General features: G+C 72.1%; 22 protein-coding genes. 6 read left to right on the forward strand and 16 right to left on the reverse strand.

The window, feature by feature from the left end:
- The first annotated feature begins 46 nt into the window (after window positions 1-46).
- Entirely contained in the window at window positions 47-1,831 is a 1,785-nt protein-coding gene (locus tag J1M46_RS06055) for a VWA domain-containing protein (RefSeq protein ID WP_206447001.1), read from the forward strand.
- Here the strand turns inward: J1M46_RS06055 and J1M46_RS06060 are convergent.
- From J1M46_RS06060 to rpsP, 8 genes are all read right to left on the reverse strand, one after another.
- Entirely contained in the window at window positions 1,822-2,463 is a 642-nt protein-coding gene (locus J1M46_RS06060) for a ribonuclease HII (RefSeq protein WP_206447002.1), read from the reverse strand. The genes J1M46_RS06055 and J1M46_RS06060 overlap by 10 nt on opposite strands.
- Window positions 2,463-3,239, reverse strand: coding sequence for a signal peptidase I (gene lepB, locus J1M46_RS06065; protein ID WP_206447003.1), 777 nt, complete (start codon window positions 3,237-3,239; stop codon window positions 2,463-2,465). Before lepB ends, J1M46_RS06060 begins: the two co-directional genes overlap by 1 nt.
- 143 nt (window positions 3,240-3,382) lie before the next feature.
- Complete coding sequence (gene rplS, locus J1M46_RS06070; RefSeq protein ID WP_206447004.1) at window positions 3,383-3,730, reverse strand: 50S ribosomal protein L19; 348 nt, start codon at window positions 3,728-3,730, stop codon at window positions 3,383-3,385.
- A gap of 194 nt (window positions 3,731-3,924) precedes the next feature.
- Window positions 3,925-4,545, reverse strand: coding sequence for a hypothetical protein (locus tag J1M46_RS06075; RefSeq protein ID WP_206447005.1), 621 nt, complete (start codon window positions 4,543-4,545; stop codon window positions 3,925-3,927).
- A 51-nt stretch (window positions 4,546-4,596) separates the two neighbouring features.
- Entirely contained in the window at window positions 4,597-5,328 is a 732-nt protein-coding gene (gene trmD, locus J1M46_RS06080; RefSeq protein ID WP_206447006.1) for a tRNA (guanosine(37)-N1)-methyltransferase TrmD, read from the reverse strand.
- Between the two features lie 3 nt (window positions 5,329-5,331).
- Window positions 5,332-5,946 carry a ribosome maturation factor RimM gene (rimM, locus tag J1M46_RS06085; RefSeq protein WP_342384293.1) on the reverse strand — a complete coding sequence of 205 codons (615 nt, stop codon included), beginning with the start codon at window positions 5,944-5,946 and terminating at the stop codon, window positions 5,332-5,334.
- 7 nt (window positions 5,947-5,953) lie between these two features.
- A complete protein-coding gene (locus tag J1M46_RS06090; protein WP_092918690.1) occupies window positions 5,954-6,190 on the reverse strand; it encodes an RNA-binding protein in 237 nt (78 codons plus the stop codon).
- 2 nt (window positions 6,191-6,192) lie between these two features.
- Complete coding sequence (gene rpsP, locus J1M46_RS06095; protein ID WP_206447007.1) at window positions 6,193-6,663, reverse strand: 30S ribosomal protein S16; 471 nt, start codon at window positions 6,661-6,663, stop codon at window positions 6,193-6,195.
- A gap of 182 nt (window positions 6,664-6,845) precedes the next feature.
- On the opposite strand from rpsP, the gene J1M46_RS06100 reads away from it, so the two are divergent.
- Complete coding sequence (locus J1M46_RS06100; protein ID WP_206447008.1) at window positions 6,846-7,940, forward strand: glutamate--cysteine ligase 2; 1,095 nt, start codon at window positions 6,846-6,848, stop codon at window positions 7,938-7,940.
- Here J1M46_RS06100 and J1M46_RS06105 read toward each other — a convergent pair.
- Window positions 7,937-8,746 carry an LLM class F420-dependent oxidoreductase gene (locus J1M46_RS06105; protein WP_206447009.1) on the reverse strand — a complete coding sequence of 270 codons (810 nt, stop codon included), beginning with the start codon at window positions 8,744-8,746 and terminating at the stop codon, window positions 7,937-7,939. The genes J1M46_RS06100 and J1M46_RS06105 overlap by 4 nt on opposite strands.
- A gap of 53 nt (window positions 8,747-8,799) precedes the next feature.
- Between J1M46_RS06105 and J1M46_RS06110 the strand changes: the two genes are divergently transcribed.
- The gene (locus J1M46_RS06110; protein WP_342384294.1) at window positions 8,800-9,903 is read left to right on the forward strand and encodes a GNAT family N-acetyltransferase; all 1,104 of its coding nucleotides are present in this window, start codon (window positions 8,800-8,802) and stop codon (window positions 9,901-9,903) included.
- 67 nt (window positions 9,904-9,970) lie between these two features.
- On the opposite strand, the gene J1M46_RS06115 is transcribed toward J1M46_RS06110, so the two are convergent.
- The gene (locus J1M46_RS06115; RefSeq protein ID WP_206447011.1) at window positions 9,971-10,627 is read right to left on the reverse strand and encodes an NAD(P)-binding oxidoreductase; all 657 of its coding nucleotides are present in this window, start codon (window positions 10,625-10,627) and stop codon (window positions 9,971-9,973) included.
- A 123-nt stretch (window positions 10,628-10,750) separates the two neighbouring features.
- A complete protein-coding gene (ffh, locus tag J1M46_RS06120; RefSeq protein WP_206447012.1) occupies window positions 10,751-12,295 on the reverse strand; it encodes a signal recognition particle protein in 1,545 nt (514 codons plus the stop codon).
- A 78-nt stretch (window positions 12,296-12,373) separates the two neighbouring features.
- Here ffh and J1M46_RS06125 point away from each other — a divergent pair, with 78 nt between their 5' ends.
- Window positions 12,374-13,522: an AMP-binding protein gene (locus J1M46_RS06125; RefSeq protein WP_206447013.1), complete on the forward strand. Its 1,149-nt coding sequence runs from the start codon at window positions 12,374-12,376 to the stop codon at window positions 13,520-13,522.
- An 83-nt stretch (window positions 13,523-13,605) separates the two neighbouring features.
- Here J1M46_RS06125 and ftsY read toward each other — a convergent pair whose 3' ends face one another.
- Complete coding sequence (ftsY, locus tag J1M46_RS06130) at window positions 13,606-14,475, reverse strand: signal recognition particle-docking protein FtsY (RefSeq protein WP_206447014.1); 870 nt, start codon at window positions 14,473-14,475, stop codon at window positions 13,606-13,608.
- Between the two features lie 167 nt (window positions 14,476-14,642).
- Between ftsY and J1M46_RS06135 the strand changes: the two genes are divergently transcribed.
- Both J1M46_RS06135 and J1M46_RS06140 read left to right on the forward strand, forming a co-directional pair.
- A complete protein-coding gene (locus tag J1M46_RS06135) occupies window positions 14,643-15,914 on the forward strand; it encodes a TerC family protein (protein ID WP_446698565.1) in 1,272 nt (423 codons plus the stop codon).
- 24 nt (window positions 15,915-15,938) lie between these two features.
- Window positions 15,939-16,763 carry a hypothetical protein gene (locus J1M46_RS06140; protein ID WP_206447015.1) on the forward strand — a complete coding sequence of 275 codons (825 nt, stop codon included), beginning with the start codon at window positions 15,939-15,941 and terminating at the stop codon, window positions 16,761-16,763.
- A 175-nt stretch (window positions 16,764-16,938) separates the two neighbouring features.
- On the opposite strand, the gene J1M46_RS06145 is transcribed toward J1M46_RS06140, so the two are convergent.
- The 4 genes from J1M46_RS06145 to J1M46_RS06160 all read right to left on the reverse strand — a co-directional run bounded on the left by J1M46_RS06145 (window position 16,939) and on the right by J1M46_RS06160 (window position 19,984).
- On the reverse strand, window positions 16,939-17,919 hold the full coding sequence (locus J1M46_RS06145) for a DUF817 family protein (protein ID WP_206448608.1): 981 nt from the start codon (window positions 17,917-17,919) through the stop codon (window positions 16,939-16,941).
- A 155-nt stretch (window positions 17,920-18,074) separates the two neighbouring features.
- Entirely contained in the window at window positions 18,075-19,193 is a 1,119-nt protein-coding gene (locus tag J1M46_RS06150; RefSeq protein WP_206447016.1) for a methyltransferase, read from the reverse strand.
- A 93-nt stretch (window positions 19,194-19,286) separates the two neighbouring features.
- Window positions 19,287-19,712 (reverse strand): type II toxin-antitoxin system VapC family toxin, encoded by a 426-nt coding sequence (locus tag J1M46_RS06155; protein WP_274606911.1) that lies wholly within the window; start codon window positions 19,710-19,712, stop codon window positions 19,287-19,289.
- Window positions 19,709-19,984, reverse strand: a complete 276-nt coding sequence (locus tag J1M46_RS06160; RefSeq protein WP_206447018.1) for a type II toxin-antitoxin system Phd/YefM family antitoxin — start codon at window positions 19,982-19,984, stop codon at window positions 19,709-19,711. The genes J1M46_RS06155 and J1M46_RS06160 overlap by 4 nt, the downstream gene beginning before the upstream one ends.
- Between the last annotated feature and the right edge of the window lie 2 nt (window positions 19,985-19,986).

Raw genomic sequence — 19,986 nt, forward strand, 5'->3', positions numbered from 1 at the left:
CATTTGCCGACCGAACGGAGCGTCGTTGCGTAGGATCCTGGCCGTCGTGGCGCTCGCCGCAGCGGTCGCGCTCGGCACCGGCACGCTCCCGGCAGCGCCTGCGAGCGCGACCGGCACTCCCGAGGACGGCGGCCTGATGGTCGTGCTCGACGCCTCGGGCTCGATGGCCGAGATCACACCCGATGGCACCACCCGCATCGCCGCCGCGCGCGGCGCGCTCGACGCGGTGATGGCCAACCTGCCGGCGCAGAACCGCGTCGGGCTGCGCGTGTTCGGCGCGACCCCGAACCCGGGTGCCGACTCCTGCACCGACTCGCAGCTGCTGGTGCCGATCGGCACGAACAACCGCGATGAGCTGCGTGCGGCGGTGGGCCGCTACGAGCCCGCCGGCGACACGCCCATCGGCTACGCGCTGCAGCAGGCCGGCGCCGATCTCGGGCAGCAGGGCTTCCGCGGCATCCTGCTGGTCTCCGACGGCATTGCCACGTGCGAGCCCGACCCGTGCCAGATCGCAGCCGAGCTGACCGCCCAGGACATCGGCATGCGCATCGACGTGATCGGCTTCGACGTCGATGCCCAGGCGAGACAGCAGCTGCAGTGCGTCGCCGACCGCGGCCGGGGCGACTACCTCGACGTCTCCGAGGCCGACAGCCTGCAGCACGCGCTCGAGCGCCTCTCGACCCGCGCCTTCCGGCCCTTCGGCGTCGTCGGCGAGGACGCAGCAGGCACCGTCGATGCGGCCGACGCGCCCGAGCTGGTCGCCGGCACCCAGTACGCCGACGAGCTCAGCGGCGATCGGCCCGCGCTGCGCTACCTGCTGCAGCGCGAGCAGCCCGGCTCGATCCTGCACGTCGGCATCACCGGCCGGCTCCCGCACCAGGGCACGCTCTCGATCGACGCCACCCTCACCACCGCCGACGGCACCGCGTGCGATGCGACCACCGTCGCCGCGCTCGGCGAGGAGCGCTACTCGATCTTCACCGGCAGGCTCAGCGCCGCCGAGGGCAGCCCGTCCCACGCCTGCGCGACAGCCGAGACGCTGCTGCTCTCGCTCGAGGCCGCCGCGCCGCCCGATGCGCCCGTGCCCTTCGAGCTGCGCATCCTCGAGGAGCCGTGGCCGAGCAATGCGTCGACGCTGCCGGCGCCCACCGACGCCGAGCGCGGCTGGTCGCTAGGCATCGCCGCAGACGGCGCGACCGGCAGCCTCGTCGGCGGCGCGAGCCTCAACGACGCACCGCTCACCGAGCCGGGCTCCTACACGATCGAGATGCTGCCGAACGAGTTCCAGTTCTTCCGCGTCGCCGCGGACTGGGGCCAGCAGGTGCGCGTGCGCGCCAACCTCTCGCCCGACCTGCCGGCGCCTGCCGACGCGTGGGGCATCCTGCAGGTGCTCGATCCGGTCGGCGCCGACGTCGGCGCCCTGCTCGCCACCGATGCCGACGGCACCCGCTGGGCGCAGCCGCTGCCCGAGCCCGGCTCCGCCGTCGCCGTCACCACCGCTCCGGTGCGCTGGGACGGCGACCCCGGCATGCTCAAACGTCCCGTGGTCGCGGGCGAGCACTACGTCGCCATGGGCTTCGGCGCCGCCGAGGGCACGCCGCCGATGCCCATCACCGTCACCATCGAGGTGATCGGCGAAGCGGCCGCGGCGCCCGACTTCAGCGGCACGCCCGACACAGCGCCGGCGGTGGCCGAGGAGGCGCCCGCCGCGACGCTCGACGACGGCTCGCTGCGCGTGCTCATCACCTTCGCGGTCGGCGGCCTGATCGCGATCGGCGTGATCGTGCTGCTGGTGTGGCTGTGGCGGCGTGCCACCCGCCGCTACGTCTGAACGGTCTCGCGCAACCAGCTGCGACGGTGCAGCACGCTCGGCCCGAGCTCGGCGATCGCGGCCATGTGGGCGGCGGAGCCGTAGCCCTTGTTGGACGCCCAGCCGTAGCCCGGGTGCACGGTGTCGGCCCCGACCATCCGCTCATCTCGCTCGACCTTCGCCACCAGCGCCGCGCCGGAGACGGAGGCGCAGTCGCGGTCGGCCTTCGCCCGCAGCGTCGTGCGGATGGGAGCGCGCAGCGCCGGCGCCAGCCAGTCGTGGGTGCCGTCGAGCAGGATGGCCGAAGCGACCACGTCGATGCCGATCGCGTGCAGCGCGACGAGCGCCCGCCTGCCGGCCAGGCCCAGCGCGACCTGGATGCCGAGCCGGTCGATCTCGTCGTTCGAGGCGTGACCGACGGCGCTCACGCCCCATTCGCGCACGAGGGGGGCGGTGGATGCGCGACGCAGCGGCGTCATCGTCTTCGAGTCGCGCAGATGCTCGGGCCAGGCGCCGCAGTCAGCGGCCAGCGCCAGGGCGCCGACGCTGACGGGACCGGCCAGTGCGCCCCGGCCGACCTCGTCCATGCCGATGACGAGGGACGCATCCGCCCACAGTGCCTGCTCGTGCTCGAGCGTCGGCGTGGCCGGCATCAGTGCGCCACCGCCCGCGAGAGCACCACCTCGGTCGCCGCGCCCTGCGACTCGACCCCGACGAAGGTCTGCTGGTAGCTGTCGAGCCAGCTCCAGCGGTCGACGGGCCAGGAGATGAGGATGGCGCGGCCGACCACCGACTGCATCGGCACGAAGCCGCCGCCCGGGGCGTCCATGTGCGCGCGCGAGTCGCCGGAGTGGTTGCGGTTGTCGCCCATCATCCACAGGTGGCCCTCGGGCACCGTCACCTCGAACGCCATCGAGCTGGCGGGTTGGCCCGGCTGATCGAGGCTCAGGTAGGGCTCGTCGATGGGCTCGCCGTTGATGAGCAGCTGCCCGAAGTCGTTGCAGCATTCGACGGTGTCGCCGGGCAGGCCGATGACGCGCTTGATGAGGTAGCCGTGGTCGTCCTCGGGCGCGAGGCCCACGAAGGTCAGGAACCAGTCGACGGCGCCGACGACGCCGGTCTCGGGCTCCTGCTGCGGCTCGGGAAGCCAGCCGCCGGGATCCTCGAAGACGACCACGTCACCGTGCTCGACCGGGATCACCGTGGGGCTCAGCAGGCTGACGATGATCCGGTCGTCGACCTGCAGGGTCTGGTTCATCGACTCGGACGGGATCCAGAACGGCCGGATCAGGAAGGTCTTGACCAGGAACGAGATCAGCAGCGCGATCAGGAAGATGACGACGATGTCGCGCAGGAACAGCAGCACTCCGCGCCCGCGGGACCTGCCGTCTCCCCGGCCGGCCTCACCGGTCTCGACCGTGTCCGTCATCCCCGCCCTTTCGCCGTGCCAAGTCTAGGTGCGCCGAGCCGCCCGACGCGGCATGGCCGGCCTCGCGCCGCATCACGATTCGGCGACGAAGGCCCACGACGCAGAACGGGGCCGGCGAGTGCCGGCCCCGTTCTGGGTGATGCTCAGTTGTCGCGCTTCTCGCGGATCTTGGCCGCCTTGCCGCGCAGACCGCGGAGGTAGTAGAGCTTCGCGCGGCGGACGTCGCCGCGGCTGACCAGCTCGATCTCGTCGATCACCGGCGAGTGCACCGGGAAGGTGCGCTCGACGCCGACCTGGAACGAGACCTTGCGGACCGTGAAGGTCTCGCGCACGCCGTGGCCCGAGCGGCCGATGACGACGCCCTGGAAGATCTGGACGCGCGAGCGCGCGCCCTCGATGATGTTGACGTGCACCTTGACGGTGTCGCCGGCCCGGAAGTCGGGGATGTCGGTCTTCAGGCTGGCTGCGTCGACCTTGTCGAGGATGTGCATTGCGGTATCGCTCTCTGCGCCCGCCACAGGTCGGTCGCTCTAGAAGAAAGTGGGATGCGGTGCCCTGCGTCCTCCCCCGTGGCAGAGGCCGCCGTCTCCGGCGGGACCGCGTGCGGCACCAGCGACCTATCTTGCCACACCTCGGGGCACCGCACCAACGCATCCGCCGTCACCGCTGCGGCGGACGGGGCCGCTCAGCGCTGCTCGTCGCCCTCGACGCCGATGACCCGGCCCGATTGCGGGCCGTCGAGCGGTGAGAAGCTGGCGTCCGCCTGGCGTGCCCGCTGCTCCAGCAGGGGTGCCTGCAGGTCGCCGACGACCTTCTCGACGCGCCGCCGCGTCTCGCGGCCGAGCTCGACCACCTGCAGCCAGAACAGCACGACGCCCCCGATGATCGTCACCAGCACGCCGATGGCGGTGAACGACTGCGAGGCGGTGAGCGCGCCGTCGCCGAACCAGGCGGTGAGCGCGCTGCCGGTGCGGCCGCCGGCGGTGTCGACGACGGTGAAGCCCATGAGCGCGATGACCAGCAGCCACGGGCCGATCAGTCGCAGGTCGCGCCAGGTGACGGCGCGGGGCCGCCGCACCTCTTTGCGGGCGACCGTGATCCCGACGACCGCGCCGATCACCAGCGCGAGGCCCGGCCCGAGGAACGCCTGCAGCAGCAGCGCCTCGCCGAGCGGCGCGCCGGTGAGCGCACGGCCGAACATGATCCAGGCGGGCAGCACGATGATCGCGCCGATCATCGCCCAGAAGAACGCGCGCAGCGCCCAGTGCCGAGCTGCCGGCGGCTGCGTGCCTGTGCTGGTCGTCATGCCTCGAGGCTACCGAGCGAGCCTCGGTGGCACCGGGGTGTTCGCTGAGGGCTAGCGGCCGGTGCCGGGCTCGGCCGCGGGCGGCAGCAGGTCGGGGCGCACGCGCCGGGTGCGCTCGAGCGACTGCTCGTGCCGCCAGGCGGCGATCGCGGCGTGGTTGCCGCTGCGCAGCACCTCTGGCACCTCGCGCCCCCGCCACACCTGCGGCTTCGTGTACGAGGGATGCTCGAGCAGGCCGGCCTCGTGGCTCTCCTCGATCAGGCTCTCGGGGTTGCCGACCACGCCCGGCACGAGCCGCCCGATCGCCTCGATCATCGCCATGGCGGCCACCTCGCCACCGTTGAGCACGTAGTCGCCCAGGCTCACCTCGAGCACGCGAGCGCGAGTCGCTGCGTCGTCGGCCACCCGTGCGTCGATGCCCTCGTAGCGGCCGCAGGCGAAGACGATGTGCTGCTCGTGGGCCAGCTCGCGCGCGAGCGCCTGGGTGAACGGCACGCCCGCGGGCGTCGGGAAGACGACCAGCGCATCCGCCCCCTCGCCCTCGGCCGCCGGTGCCTCGCCGAGCAGCGCGTCGAGCGCCTCGCCCCACGGCTCGGGCTTCATGACCATGCCGGCGCCGCCGCCGTAGGGGGTGTCGTCGACGGTGCGGTGGCGGTCGTGGGTCCACTGGCGCAGGTCGTGCACGCCGAGCTCGAGCAGCCGCTCGCGCCTGGCCTTCCCGAGCAGCGAGACGTCGAGCACCCCGAAGAACTCGGGGAAGATCGTGACGATGTCGATCCGCATGGCCTAGGCCGGGTCGGTGGTGCCGGATGCCTCGGGCTCGGCGGATGCGTCCGGCTCGGCCGGCGCGTCGTCGGCGTCGTCCTGCTCGAGCTCCTCGAAGAGCCCGGCCGGCGGGGTGACGGTGATGCGGCCGGCGCGCAGGTCGACCTCCGGCACGATCGCCTTCACGAACGGCACCATCACCTCGCGGCCGTCGGTATCGACGATCAGCATGTCCTGCGCGGGCAGCATGTCGACGCGCACGACGCGGCCGATGCGGGCGCCGTCGCGCCAGACGTCGAGGCCCGCGAGCTGGTGCACGTACCAGGCGTCGGGCTCGGTGGAGAGCTCAGTGGCGTCCTGCTCGATCCAGAGCACAGCCTTCACGAGGCTCTCGGCCTCGGTGCGGTCGGTGACGCCGGCGAAGAAGCCGACGGGGCTGCCGTTGTAGACGCGCAGCTCGAGCAGCTCGAGCGACTTGCCGTGCCACTTCGACGACGTGGGCACCTGCAGCGCGAAGCGCGCACCCGGCACGAAGCGTCGACCGGGATCGTCGGTGTAGAGCTCGATCTTGATCGCGCCCTTGAGCCCGTGGGCCCTGGTGAGCCGTCCGACGCGCAGCTGCGTGCGCGCGGGCACGGCCGGCCTAGCGATCGGTGTCCACCACGTCCACGCGGACGCGGCGTCCTCCGGGGAGCGCACCGATCACGGTGCGCAGGGCGCCGGCGGTGCGACCGCCGCGCCCGATGACGCGGCCGAGGTCCTCGGGGTGCACGCGCACCTCGAGGACCTCGCCGCGCTGCGTGTCGCGCGTGCCCACGCGCACATCGTCAGGGCGATCGACGATCCCCTTGACGAGGTGCTCGAGCGCATCGCGCAGCATGCTCAGTCCTCGGTCTTCTCGGCCGACTCGGCGTCAGCCGACTCGGTCTCGGCCGCGGGTGCCTCGGCTGCGTCGGTCGACGCGGCCTCGGCCGGAGCCTCAGCCGGAGCCTCGACGGGCTTCTCGGCCTTCGGCTTGAGGACGGCCTTCTTCGACTCGTCGGCGACGAACGCCTTCTTGCCCTCGGGTGCCTTGACCTGGTTCTCGGTCGACCCCTCGCCGGTGTGCTTGCCCCAGTCGCCCGTGAGCTTGAGCAGCGCCGCGACCTGCTCGGTCGGCTGCGCGCCGACGCCGAGCCAGTAGAGGGCGCGCTCGCTGTCGATCTTGATGAACGACGGGTTCTCGGTCGGGTGGTACTGACCGATCTCCTCGATGACGCGGCCATCGCGCTTGGTGCGCGAGTCGGCCACGACGACGCGGTAGAAGGGCGCACGGATCTTGCCGAAGCGCTTCAGACGGATCTTGACTGCCACAGTTCTCCTGCTTTGTGTAATGGAAAGTTGCACCGCGGCCTGCGCATGTGGGGATGCGCGACCCGCAAAGCTCGGTGAGCATCGCGCGCCGGATAGAGGGTCGGGCGCGTGCTCGACCCCCCATTCTGGCACATCCGGAGGCGACGTGCGCGCCGCGAGCCGACACGGCTTACGCTTCTGCCATGAAGTTCGCCGCCTCCCCGCGCTCGTCGCTGGGCGTCGAGTGGGAGCTCGCCGTCGTCGACCCCTCGACGGGCGCCATCGTGCCCCGCGCGTGGGAGCTGCTCGAGGCGATCGACGACAAGCGCTTCGACAAGGAGTTCCTGACCGGCATGATCGAGCTGATCACCGGTGTGCACACCACGACCGACGCCGCGATCGACGAGCTCCGGGGGATGCGCGACAAGGCCTGTGCGGCCGCGGACCGTCTGGGCCTGGCGCTGCTGGGCACGGGCACGCACCCGACCAGCAAGTGGCGCGAGCAGTCGCAGGGCGACGACCCCCGCTACGAGCGCGTCGTGCGGAAGGCCGGCGAGTGGGGCCGCCGGCTGGTCATCTTCGGCGTGCACAACCACGTCGGCGTCGAGGATCGCGACAAGGTGATCCCGCTGATGCGCACGGTGCTCGATCAGCTGCCGCTCATCCTCGCGCTGTCGGCCTCGAGCCCCTACTGGCAGGGCCTCGACACCGGCTTCGCCTCGCACCGCACGATGCTGTTCCAGCAGCTGCCGACGGGCGGCCTGCCGCCGATGCTCGTCGACTGGGGCGAGTACGAGCGCACCCTCGACGACATGCTGCGCGCCGGCGTGATCGACGACATCGGCGAGGTGCGCTGGGATGTGCGCCCATCCCCCGCGCTCGGCACCGTTGAGGTGCGGGTGGCCGACGGCGCGCCCTCGATCGACGACCTCGCGGCCGTGACCGCGCTCATCCACTGCCTGATGGAGGAGGCCTCGCGCGCGCTCGACGCCGGCCAGCCGCAGCGCCACCTGCCCTCCTGGCTCGTGCGCGAGAACAAGTGGCGGGCGGCCCGCGACGGGCTGGATGCGACGGTCATCGTCGACGAGGAGGGCACGCTGCAGGCCGTGCGCGATGCGCTCGGGGAGGCGATCGAGCGCCTGGCGCCGGTCGCCGAGGAGCTCGGCTCCGCGCGCTCGCTCGCCGCGACCGCTCGGGTGCTCGAGCGCGGCGGCTCGGCCGCGCAGCAGCGGGCCGCCTACGCGCGCGGCGGCCACGACGCGGTGCTGGCCGAGGTGCTCGAGGCGATGCGCGCCTAAGCGTTCTTGCGGTCGCGCCAGTCGAGGAAGGCCTGCACGCGGTCGAGCGGGTAGCCGTCCGGGGAGTCGTCGCCCGAGAGCGGGATGGTCAGCAGCCTGGTGCCCGCCGCATGCAGCGCGTCGAGCCGCTCGAAGCCGACCCCGCCGATGCCGTCGCGCACGCTCGCGCCGTTCGAGATCTCGATCTCGGCGACGTCGCGGCCACGCGCCTCGCAGGCGGCGCGCAGCACGTCGAGCTTGTGCGGCAGCTCGCCGGGCCCGACGAACGAGTGCCAGATGTCGGCGTGCTCGGCGACCATCGGCAGCGTCTTTCGCTCGCCCTTGCCGCCGATCAGGATGGGCATCGGCCCCATCGGCGGCGGGTTGAGCTTCGCCCAGCGCGCGCGGATGCGCGGCAGCGACTCGCCCAGCGAGCGCAGCCGCGAGCCGACCGTGCCGAAGTCGTACCCGTACTCCTCGTAGTCGCGCTCGAACCATCCGCCGCCGATCCCGAAGATGAAGCGTCCGTTCGAGATGTGGTCGATGGTGCGGGTGATGTCGGCGAGCAGATCGGGGTTGCGGTAGGAGTTGCAGAACACCAGCGCGCCGAGCTGGATGCGCTCGGTCGCGGCGGCCCATGCCGCCAGCTGCGTCGTCGCCTCGAAGTGCGCGCCGTCGGCATCACCCGAGAGCGGGAAGAAGTGATCCCAGCCGAACACCGCATCCGCCCCCATCTCCTCGAGGCGCTTCGCGGCGTCGATCGTCGCCTGCATGCTGCTGTGCTGCGGCGCCAGCTGCACGCCGATCCTGGTGGGTCGCTCGATCATGCTCCGAGCCTATGCGGGTCGACGCTGGGAGCCGGCCGTTCTACGCTTGCTCCGTGCAGCAGCTCTCCCCCATCGCCGCGCGGGCCGCGGCGCCCGCGACCCTGCCGGCGATCACCGCCGGCGCCCTCACCTGGCGCCCCGCCTCCCTCGACGACGTGTCGCGCGTGACCGCGCTGAACAACACCATGGCGGAGGCCGACGGCGCGCCCTACCGCGAGACCGAGGATGAGACGCGGGAGGAGCTGGGCGCTCCCTGGCGCGACCTCGAGCACGACTCGCTGCTGGGCTTCGACGCCGTGGGCGAGCTGCGGGCAGCCGCGTTCGTCGCGACGTTCCCGGGAGACGTCACCACCGTGCGCGCGTTCGCGTTCGGCGGCGTGCACCCGGCGCGGCGCGGCGAGGGCATCGGCCGCGAGGTGCTCGCGTGGCAGCTGGCGCGTGCTCGCCAGGTCCTGGCCGCCTCCGGCAGGGAGCTGCCCGGGCGCATCGGCACCTACGCCGAGGACGACGACCCCGCGCCGCGGCACCGCATGTACCTGCACGCCGGCCTCGAGCCGCGGCGATACTTCTCCGACCTCAAGCGCCCGCTCACGAATGGCGCGGCCGACATCCCGGAGGTGGCGCTGACCGGCTCCCTCCGGCTCGTGCCCTTCTCGGACGAGGTCGACGACGCGACCCGGCTCGCCCACAACGACGCGTTCCGCGATCACTGGGGCAGCCAGCCGCAGACGATGGAGCAGTGGACCTCCGGCCGCAGCGAGTTCGCGCCGGAGTGGTCGTTCGTGGTCGTCGACGACGAGCCCGACGTGGCGGCCCTGCTGGCCGATGACGAGACGGATGCGTCCACGCGCGCCGCGCTCGAGGCGGGCGCGCCGCTGGTGGTCGCGTACGCGCTGAACAGCCGCTTCGCCGCCGACTTCCCGGTGCGCGGCTACAGCTTCGGCTACACCGACGTGCTCGGCACCCGCCGCGCGTATCGCGGCCGGAAGGGCGCGCTGGCGGCGCTCGCCGAGAGCATGCGCGTCTTCGCGAAGGACGGCATGGAGGCCGCGGTGCTCGACGTCGACACCGAGAACCCCTCAGGCGCGCAGGGCCTCTACGCGAGCCTCGGCTACACCAAGGAGCACGGCTCGACGATGTACACGATCGAGCTCTAGGGAGGCCGGGACCCGAGACGGGCCCCGGCGGTGGCGTCGCGGCGACGGCCCGAAAGGGCCGTCGCTCTCAGCTCCAGCGCGCGAGCGCCTCCCCGACCGGGGTAGCACCGCCGTTGCATCGGATCGTGATGCCGCGCAGCTCCGGGCGCGCGACGACCTCGGCGAGCAGCCGCGCGACGGTCGCGCGCGGGATCTCGCCGGAGCCGACCGAGCCGGCCGGCTCGTCGATCTCGATGCCGCCCTCGTCCTCGAGCGTGAGCGCCGAGGGCGCGAGGATCACCCAGTCGGCACCCGAGTCGCGGATCGCCTCATCGACGATCGACTTGGCCTCGGCGTACGCGTGGAAGGGGTGGTCGGCTGGCACGCCGTGCTCGCGGCCGGAGCCGAAGTACGAGACCATCAGCAGCCGCGCGCCCGAGCGCACCACCGCATCCAGCACGCTGAGCGCCGCGTCCTGATCGACCGCGCGGGTGCGCTCGGGCGAGCCGCCGCCGGCGCCGGCCGACCAGATGACTACGTCGTAGCCCTGCAGCAGGTTGTCGACGCCCGACTGCTCGAGCGCCTCGAGGTCGGCGACGATCGGCTCGGAGCCGGTCGCCTCCACGTCGGCCGCATGCGCGGGGTTGCGGATGACGCCGTGGACGGTGTGCTCCGCGTGCGCGAGCATGCGCTGCGCGTGGAGCGCGACCTTGCCGTGAGCGCCGAGGACGATGATGCGTGCCATGCCCCCACCATACGCACGCGGCGCGGGAGGCGGCCGTCAGGGCATGACCACCGGCACGCGATCTCCCGGAGGGCGGATGCGCGGCGCGCCTCGGGCGGGCGACGCGAGCGGGTGCGAACGGGCTCAGCCGTTGCCGAGCATGCGCTGCAGCGCCTCCTGGTCGGTGCTGGAGAGCTCGCCGAAGGCGCCATCGGCCTTGGGCTTGCCGAAGGCGCTGCCCTGCGTCGCCCCCGGCTGCACGGGATCAGCCGTGCGCTTTGCGGGGTTGCCGGAGCGCCGCTGCTGCTTGCCCTGCTTCTGCACCTTCTTGGACTGCCGCATGCCGGGCGGCATCGGGCCCATGCCCGGCATCTGGGGCACGCCGCCCTTGGCGACCGTCTTCATCATCTTGGCGGCCTGCTCGAAGCGCGCGACCAGCTGGTTGACGTCGGTGACCGTGACACCGGCACCGCGCGCGATGCGGACGCGGCGCGAGCCGTTGAGGATCTTCGACTGCTTGCGCTCCTGCGGCGTCATCGACTGGATGATCGCCTCGGTGCGCACGAACTCTGCCTCGTCGAAGGAGTCGATCGCCTCGCGCATGCCCTTGGCGCCGGGCAGCATGCCGAGCATCTGCTTGAAGTTGCCAGCCTTGCGCAGCTGCTGCATCTGCTTCAGGAAGTCCTCGAGCGTGAAGCCGTCGGTCGCGATCGACTCGGCGAGGCGGTGCGCCTCATCCTCGTCGAAGGCCTTCTGCGCCTGCTCGATGAGGGTGAGGATGTCGCCCAGGTCGAGGATGCGGCTCGCCATGCGATCCGGGTGGAAGGGCTCGAAGTCGTCGAGCGTCTCGCCGGTGGAGGCGAACATGATCGGCTTGCCCGTGAGGCCGCGGATCGAGAGCGCAGCACCGCCGCGCGCGTCGCCGTCGAGCTTGGTGAGCACGACACCGGTGAAGTCGACGCCCTCCTGGAAGGCCTTGGCCGTCGCGACCGCGTCCTGACCGATCATCGCGTCGATGACGAACAGCACCTCGTCGGGGTTCACCGCCCGGCGGATGTCCGCCGCCTGCCGCATCATGTCGGCGTCGACGCCGAGGCGGCCAGCGGTGTCGACGATGACGATGTCGTACTGGCGCCGCTTCGCCTCTGCCACGCCGTCGCGCGCGACCTTCACTGGGTCGCCGATGCCGTTGCCGGGCTCGGGCGCGTAGACCTCCACGCCCGCCTGGCTGCCCACCACCTGCAGCTGGGTCACCGCGTTGGGGCGCTGGAGGTCGCTCGCGACCAGCAGCGGCTGGTGGCCCTTGCCGCGCAGGTGCTTGGCGAGCTTGCCGGCGAGCGTCGTCTTGCCGGCGCCCTGCAGGCCCGCGAGCATGAGGACGGTCGGCGGCTGCTTCGCGAGCTGCAGCTGCCGGCTCTCGCCGCCGAGGATGCCGACGAGCTCGTCGTTGACGATCTTGACGACCTGCTGCGCCGGGTTGAGCGCCTCGCCGACCTCGGCGCCCAGCGCCCGCTCGCGCACCGCGGCGGTGAACGACTTGACCACCTCGAGCGCGACATCCGCGTCGAGCAGCGCGCGACGGATCTCGCGCACCGTGCCGTCGACGTCCGACGCGGAGAGCTTGCCCTTCGTGCGGAGCTTGGCGAGGGTCTCGGTGAGCCGAGTGGAGAGTGAACCGAACGCAGCCATGGTGCCCACCAGTCTACCGACGGCCTGCCATGCTGGGTGCGTCACCGACGAGGGGATCTACGTATGCGCCTTCGAGGCATGCCGCCGACGCACACCAGGTCGCTCTGGAAGAGCGTGCGCTCGCACGGCTTCACGATCACCGCGCTCGCGCGCCACGCTGCCCGCGTGCACGGCGACCGCCTCGGACTGGTCGTGGATGGCTGGAGCGGCACGTTCCGCGAGCTGTGGCGTGCGGCGGAGGGCGTCGCCGCGGTGCTCTACGTCGGCCCGCTGCAGCAGCGCCCGCTGCCGGTGGTGCTGGCCTGCGGCGGCCCGGCGATGCAGGTGGCTCTGATCGCGGTCGCGCGGCTGGGCCTCGACGTCATGCCGCTGAGCCCGCGGGTGGTCGACGACTACTCCCGGGCGGTGCCGCGCGACGCGCTGCTCGTGCACGACGGACCCGCCCCCGACTGGCACCCGGGCCCCACCGTGAGCGCTGCGCAGATCATGGAGTGGGCGACGACCGACGGCTCGGGCCTCGGCCGCACGCGGCACCGCGCGCGCATCGTGCTGCCGTCGACCTCCGCTGCCGGCACCATCACGCCGCACGTGCAGGGCGCCATGGGCGTGCAGGGGCTGCGGCAGCTCGCCGGCCTGCACGACCGGCTCGGCATCGAGGGCACCGACGTCGTGCTCGCCTGCGCTCCCCCGCACCGCGGCCAGGGCCTGCAGCTGCTGGGCATGGCGCTGCTGGCCGGCGCCACGCTCGTGAGCGCCGCGCACACGCCAGCGGCCGACCGCATCCGCATCATCAGGGAGCGGTTCGTCTCGGTGCTCTCGGCCTCCCCGCGCCAGCTCACCGGCATCCTCGACGAGCTCGAGCGCACGGGCGAGCAGCCACCGAGGCTGCGCCGCATCATGGTCGCCGGCGAGGACATCGACGCCGACCTGGTGCGGCGGCTGCACGCCACCTGGGGCCCGATCGTGCTGAGCGCCTACGGAACGGTGCAGACGGGCACCGTCGCGGTCGCCACGCCCGAGCTGCTCACGGCCCATCCCGGCACTGCCGGCCGGCGGCTGCCGGGCAGCGACTTCGGCATCGTCGGCCACGCGGGCCGCGGCGATGCGGAGGGGCTGCTGTGGGTGCGCGGCGCGCACGCGACCGTCATCACCGAGGACCGCGCGCGCATCGACGACGGCAGGCTCACGCTCGTCGCCAGCCTGACGCAGCCCGACACGGCGGACTGACTGCCGGATCTCGCGACGCGTTCGGGCTGCGCCCGTGCGCCTCGATCGAGCCCTGCACGCTCACCGCGAGGTGAGCTGCGGCCTCAACCGACGAGCTGCTCGACGAAGACGTGGCTCGTGAAGCCCGTCAGGTCGTCGATGCCCTCGCCCTGGCCGATGAGCTTGATGGGAATCCCGGTGCGCTCCTGCACCGCCAGGATGAAGCCGCCCTTCGCGCTGCCGTCGAGCTTCGTGACGACGAGCCCGGTGATGCCGGCGTGCTCGATGAACGCCTGCGCCTGGCTCACGCCGTTCTGGCCGGTGGTCGCGTCGAGCACCAGCAGCACCTCCGAGATCGGCGCCTGCTTCTCGATCACCCGCTTGATCTTGCCGAGCTCATCCATCAGCCCGCCCTTGGTGTGCAGCCGGCCGGCGGTGTCGATGATGCACATCGTGTGGCCGTGGGCCTTCGCGGCCTCGACGGTCTGGAAGGCGACGGATGCGGGATCCTGGCCCTCGCGCTCGGGCCGCACGATCGCGCTCCCCGCGCGCTGCGCCCAGGTGGCGAGCTGCTCGACCGCGGCCGCGCGGAAGGTGTCGGCCGCACCGACCACCACCGACTGGCCGTTGACGATCAGGAAGCGCGCGAGCTTGCCGATGGTGGTGGTCTTGCCGACGCCGTTGACGCCGACGACCAGGATGACCGCCGGCCGCTCCTGCAGCGAGAGCGTCGGGTCGTACTCGGCGAAGCGCTCCTCGAGGCGCTCGCGCAGCATCCGCTGCAGATCCCTCGGATCGTCCACCAGCAGGCGCGCGACGTCGGCGCGCAGCGCGTCGATGAGCTGCTCGGTGATGTCCGGGCCGAAGTCGGCGGTGATCAGCGCCGTCTCGAGATCGTCCCAGGTCTCCTCGGTGATCGTCTCGCGCTGGAACATGCCCCGGAGCGCGCCGGAGAGAGACCACTTCGCTGCCATGGCTCCATGCTAGGCGGCCCTGCCGCTAGACTCGGTCTCTGGCGAAGGGGAGTATCCCGTCACGCCGCGATCGTCATCACGGAGCCCTGCTCCCGGTCGCGGCGGCGCGATCCGCGTGGGAGAGACGTTCGCGTCCGTCCGCGCACCCCCATCGAGAGGCACCTCCCTTGACCGCGTATCAGATCTTCGAGATCGCCTCCATGGCGATCCTGGTCGCCATCCTCATCTTCGACCTGCTCATCGTCGTGAAGCGGCCGCACGTGCCCTCCATGAAGGAGGCGACCGGCTGGGTCGTCGTGTACGTCTCGCTCGCGCTCGTGTTCGCCGGCGTGCTGTGGCTGATGGGCGACGGCGTGAAGGCGGGCGAGTTCGTCACCGGCTGGCTGCTCGAGTACTCGCTCTCGATCGACAACCTGTTCGTCTTCATCATCATCCTCAGCCGCTTCGCGGTGCCGAAGGAGATGCAGCAGCGGGTGCTGATGATCGGCATCCTGATCGCTATCGTGCTGCGCGGCATCTTCATCGTGCTCGGCGTGCAGCTGATCGAGTCGTTCTCGTGGCTGTTCTACTTCTTCGGCGCCTACCTCGTCTACGTCGCCTGGAAGCAGGCCTTCGGCGGTGAGGACGACTCGGGCGAGAAGGACAACCTGGTGGTGCGCATGCTCAAGAAGCGCGTCAACCTCACCGACCGGTGGAACGGCGGCAAGTCGACCGTCACGATCGACGGCACGAAGTACGTCACCCCGTTCCTGATGGTGATCCTGGCGCTCGGCACCACCGACCTGCTGTTCGCGATCGACTCGATCCCGGCGATCTTCTCCATCACGACCGACCCGTTCCTGGTCTTCGCGTGCAACATCTTCGCGCTCATGGGCCTGCGTCAGCTCTACTTCCTGCTCGGCGGCCTGCTCGACCGGCTCGTCTACCTGCACTACGGCATCGCGGCGATCCTCGGCTTCATCGGCGTCAAGCTCGTCTTCCACGCGATGGAGACGAACGACCTGCCCTTCATCAACGGTGGCGAGGGCATCACCTGGGTCCCCCACATCGAGACCTGGCACTCGCTGCTGGTCATCCTCGGCTCGATGCTCGTCGCGACCGTCGCCTCGCTCATCAAGCTGCGCATGGACGCGAAGCGCACGGGCGATACCTCGCTCCACCTCGGCCCGTCCGAGGCCGAGCTGGGCACCGACGGGCACTACCACATCGTCGACGCGACGGGCACGGCGTTCTACCGCCCGCTGCAGGTTCGGCACTCCCCGACCGGCACGCTCAACGTCATCGACGCGCGCGGCAAGGAGGCGCCTGTCGCCGACTTCTCCGAAGACGTGCTGCGCGAGGCCGCGCAGGAGGACATGGATCCGGAGGACCTCGACGAGGTGCGCCGGCGCCTGCGGGAGGGCCGCGAGTTCGACGAGCGCGGCGACCGCGAGGTCTGAGTCGACGACGCGGTTCCCGACGGCATGAGCGGAGCGTCCGGCATCCTCGACTGGCTGCGGCCACGGGCGGTGCCGGGCGTCGAGCTCGTGGCGGCCGACGGCTATCGCCGCGCTCTCCCTGGGCCACGCGTCGCATCCGTCACCGTCTCCGGCGATGCGGCGAGCACGGCCGACGCCGACCTCGCGCGGCTGTTCGACGTGGGCAGGGCGGATGCGCGACGCGCGGCCGACGCGCGGCTCACGTGGGCTGCGGCCCGGCACGGCGCCCCCGCACTGGCGGAGGCGATCGCTGCGCAGCCGGCGCTCGCCCAGCCCGGCTGCGCCGACGCGCACGAGATGCTCATCCGCGCGATCGTCGGCCAGCAGATCACCGTGGCGGCGGCGACCCTGCAGCTCGGGCTGCTCGCGACGCTCGGCGAGCCGCTGCCGGCAGCGCTCGCCGAGGACGGCGTCGACCGCTGCTTCCCGACCATGGCGCAGGTGGCTGCCGGGGCCGACGTGCTGCGCGGGCCGGCCGCGAAGACTGCCGCCGTGCGCGCGGCCGCCGAGGCCGTGGGCGGCGGCGCGATCGACGTGAGCGTCGCGCATGACGACGACAGCGCATCCGACCTCGTCGCCATGCGCGCGCAGCTGCTCGAGCTCAGGGGCATCGGGCCGTGGACGGTCGGGTACCTGTCGCTGCGCATGGGCGACCCCGACGTGCTGCTGCTGGGCGACGTCGCGGTGCGGAAGGGCGCCCGCAACCTCGGCATCGACGACCTGCCCGCGCTCGCCGCCGACTGCGCGGGCCACCGATCGGCGCTCATGCTGCGCTGCTGGGCCGCGGCCAAACCCTCAAGTCGTGCGTGAAGTGACTTCTGCCGCCGAGGTTGCGCGACGGCGGCAGCAGGCCGCATGATGATCGAACCTTCTTCGGAAGGTGTTCCTCCCTCGGGAGGAGCGGAGGCCCCGAACGCTCATACCGCTCGGGGCCTCCACCCTTTTCGGGGTGCCACCGACCCGGGAAGCACGAAGCCCGGCCACCTCATACGTGGCCGGGTTCCTTGTTCTCATTGGAGCAGTCGGTGGTGTCGTCTCCGTGGATCGCCGGCGGCGTGTCCGCATCGTGCCGGTGAACATCCGGTGAACCGGGCCCGGCAGCGCTCGCCGGTGACCGGTCGTCCGGCCGCCGCGGCCGGTGCACGAGCGTCACCAGCACGACCGACAGGATCATCAGCAGGAACCAGCTGACGATCTTGCTGCCCGAGACCGGCTGCCAGCCATCGACCTGGTTCGGGTAGAGCCACGCTCCCCCGAGCGTCGCGAGGTTCTCGGCGCCCCAGATGACGATCGCGACGAGCCCGAACGCGACCACGACCGGCATGCCCAGCTGCGTGCCCCGCTGCGTGCGCAGCACGCGGAACCGCATGACGCATCCGACCCACAGCACCAGCACGGCGCCCACCAGCACCCAGCGGACATCCCAGATGAAGTGGTGCGTGAAGAAGTTGGCGTAGATGCCGACCGCGACCACGATCGTCGCCCACAGCGGCGGGTAGCGCGTGAAGCGCAGGTCGAACATGCGCATCGTGCGCACCATGTAGCTGCCGACCGCGGCGTACATGAAGCCCGAGAACAGCGGCACGGCACCGATGCGCAGCAGCCCCTCTGCCTCGTACGCCCACGAGCCGACATCGGTCTTGAACAGCTCCATGACGGTGCCCGCGACGTGGAAGAGCACCACCACCCACAGCTCCCGCAGGGTCTCGAGCCGGAGGGCGAGCATCGCCGCCTGGATGAGGACCGCGGCGATCGTCAGCGCGTCGTTGCGCGCGAGCGGGGCGTCGTCGGGCCACCAGAGGCGCGCCGCCAGGATGCAGGCGAGCAGCAGGCCGCCGAAGATCGCCGCCCAGCCCTGCTTGAGCGCGAACACGGCCAGCTCGACGGCGGCGCGGCGCCAGCGCGAGCTGCCGCGGCCCTCGCGCAGCCCCCGCCGGTCGAGGAAGCGGTGCGCGGCGCGATCGATCGCCTCCTCGACGGCGGTGAACCCGCTCGCTGGACCCTTTCCGGCGCCGGGGACCCGTTGTGCCGGGTCCTCGGCACCGGAACGGGTCCGGTTCGCCGGCGCGCGCGGGTCGCCGCCACCGGAACGGGTCCGGCTCGCGGGCGCGCGCGGGTCGCTCACCGCGTGGTGACCGTCACCGTGAACTTGGGCGTGCGGCTCGCCTGGCGGGTCGGGCCGATGCGCTCGAGCAGCGGGCGGTAGCCCAGCGGCGTGTTCCACACGCACCACAGCTCGCCGCCCGGCGCCAGCGCGCGCCCGGCCTCGGCGATCAGTCGCTCGGCGATCCCCGTGTGCACCGTCGCCCCGAGGTGGAACGGCGGGTTGAGCAGGATGAGCCCGGCGGATGCGTCGGGCACGCCCTCGAGGCCGTCCAGCTGCCGTGCGTCCACACGGCCGGCGACCCCGTTCGCCTCCGCGCTCGCGCGCGTGGACGCGATCGCCGCCGCCGACGCGTCGGTCGCGAGCACCTGCACCTCGGGCCGGGCGAGCGCGAGCGCGATGCCGAGCACCCCGGTGCCGCACGCCAGGTCGATCGCGTGCGACGCATCCGCCATCTCTTCCAGATGCGCCAGCAGCGCCTGGGCGCCGATGTCGACCGCGGTGCCGGCGAACGCGCCGCCGTGCGCGACCACGCTCTGCTGGCGGCCGCGCAGCTCGTGGCGGCGTGCGCGCGGCCAGCTGATCCCGGGGCGCAGCGGGCCCTCGGCGTGGAGCACGCGCGACTTGCGCCAGCCGCGGCTCGCGTGCACGTGCGTGAAGGATCGACCCAGCAGCGCGTTCATGCTCATCGTCATGTGCTTGACGCGGCCGCCGGCGACCACGCGCACCTGCTCGTCGGCGTGGGTGGCGATGAGCTCGGCGATCTCGTCGAGCTCGTCGAGCGAGCGCGGCAGCTGCAGCAGCACGAGCCGCGCGCCCTCGACCAGCGAGGCGTCGAGCCGGTGGTGCGTATAGCGCGCGCCGTCGACGCCGAGCTCAGCCGCGTTGGCGTCGAGCGCGCGCTCGCCGACGGTCGAGTCCTGGTGCACCCGCACATGCTCGGCGCCGTCCTGCAGCGCGCCGAGCGTGAGCGCGCCGTGCCGGTCGCCGATCACGACCACCTCCCCCAGGGCGGCGCGCAGCGTCGCGGCCTCATCGAGGATGAGCGCATCGGAGGCGTCGTACGCGAGCAGCGTCGGGTCCTCGACGTCGGGCCGGCGCCGCAGGCGGGCGAAGAGGTCGTCGCGGTCGGTCACGGCATCGATCCTCGCACCACCGGGCGGTGGTGCGCGTCAGCCGCCAGGAGTACGTTCGCGGGCGTGACCGCTCCCCGTGGACAGCGCTGACCGTCAGCGGGTGATGTCGAGCACCGGCATTCCAGCGGTGCGCCACGCAGTGAGCAAGGCACGGTCACCCGCGACACCGATCGCGCCCGCTTCCGCGAGCGCCAGCCCGAACGCGCACTGCACCGCGTCGAATCCCCTGAGGTCATGCAGCACGGCGAGCTCGGCAGCCTCGCGTGCCAGGCCGACGGTGATGGGACTGATCGCGCAGCGCTGCCACAGCTGGTCGGCACCGCGAAGGGCGATCTGCAGCGCATCGCCGTCGATGCGCCCGATCCGTCGCGCCTGAGCGAGCGCCGCCGCTGTCTCTGCAACGGTGATGGATGCGATGTGCACACGAGTGGCATCGCGCCACACCCGTTCGCAGCTCGCAGAGGCCGGCTCTTCGATCAGCAGCGGCACGATCGCCGAGGTGTCGAAGCAGGCGATCATCGACGCTGGTCGGCGATCAGGTCACTGACGCCGCCACGCGCAGCGATGCGCTCAGGCAGATCGCGGCTCGGGTTCGTCGGCAGCTCGATCAGTCCCTCGGCGACGAGCCGCTCGATGACGCTCTCCTGCTGTGCCGGGACGATGCGAGCGATCACGCGGCCGTGCTCGGTGACCTCGATGGTCTCGCCTGCCTTCACGCGCTGCAGCTGCGCGCTGAGGCCGTCTCGCAGCGCGCGGATGCCGACGCGATTCTCGATTGTGGCGCTTTCCATGC

Origin of the sequence: Agrococcus sp. KRD186 (assembly GCF_017168255.1) — a bacterium.
Taxonomy (GTDB): Bacteria; Actinomycetota; Actinomycetes; order Actinomycetales; family Microbacteriaceae; genus Agrococcus.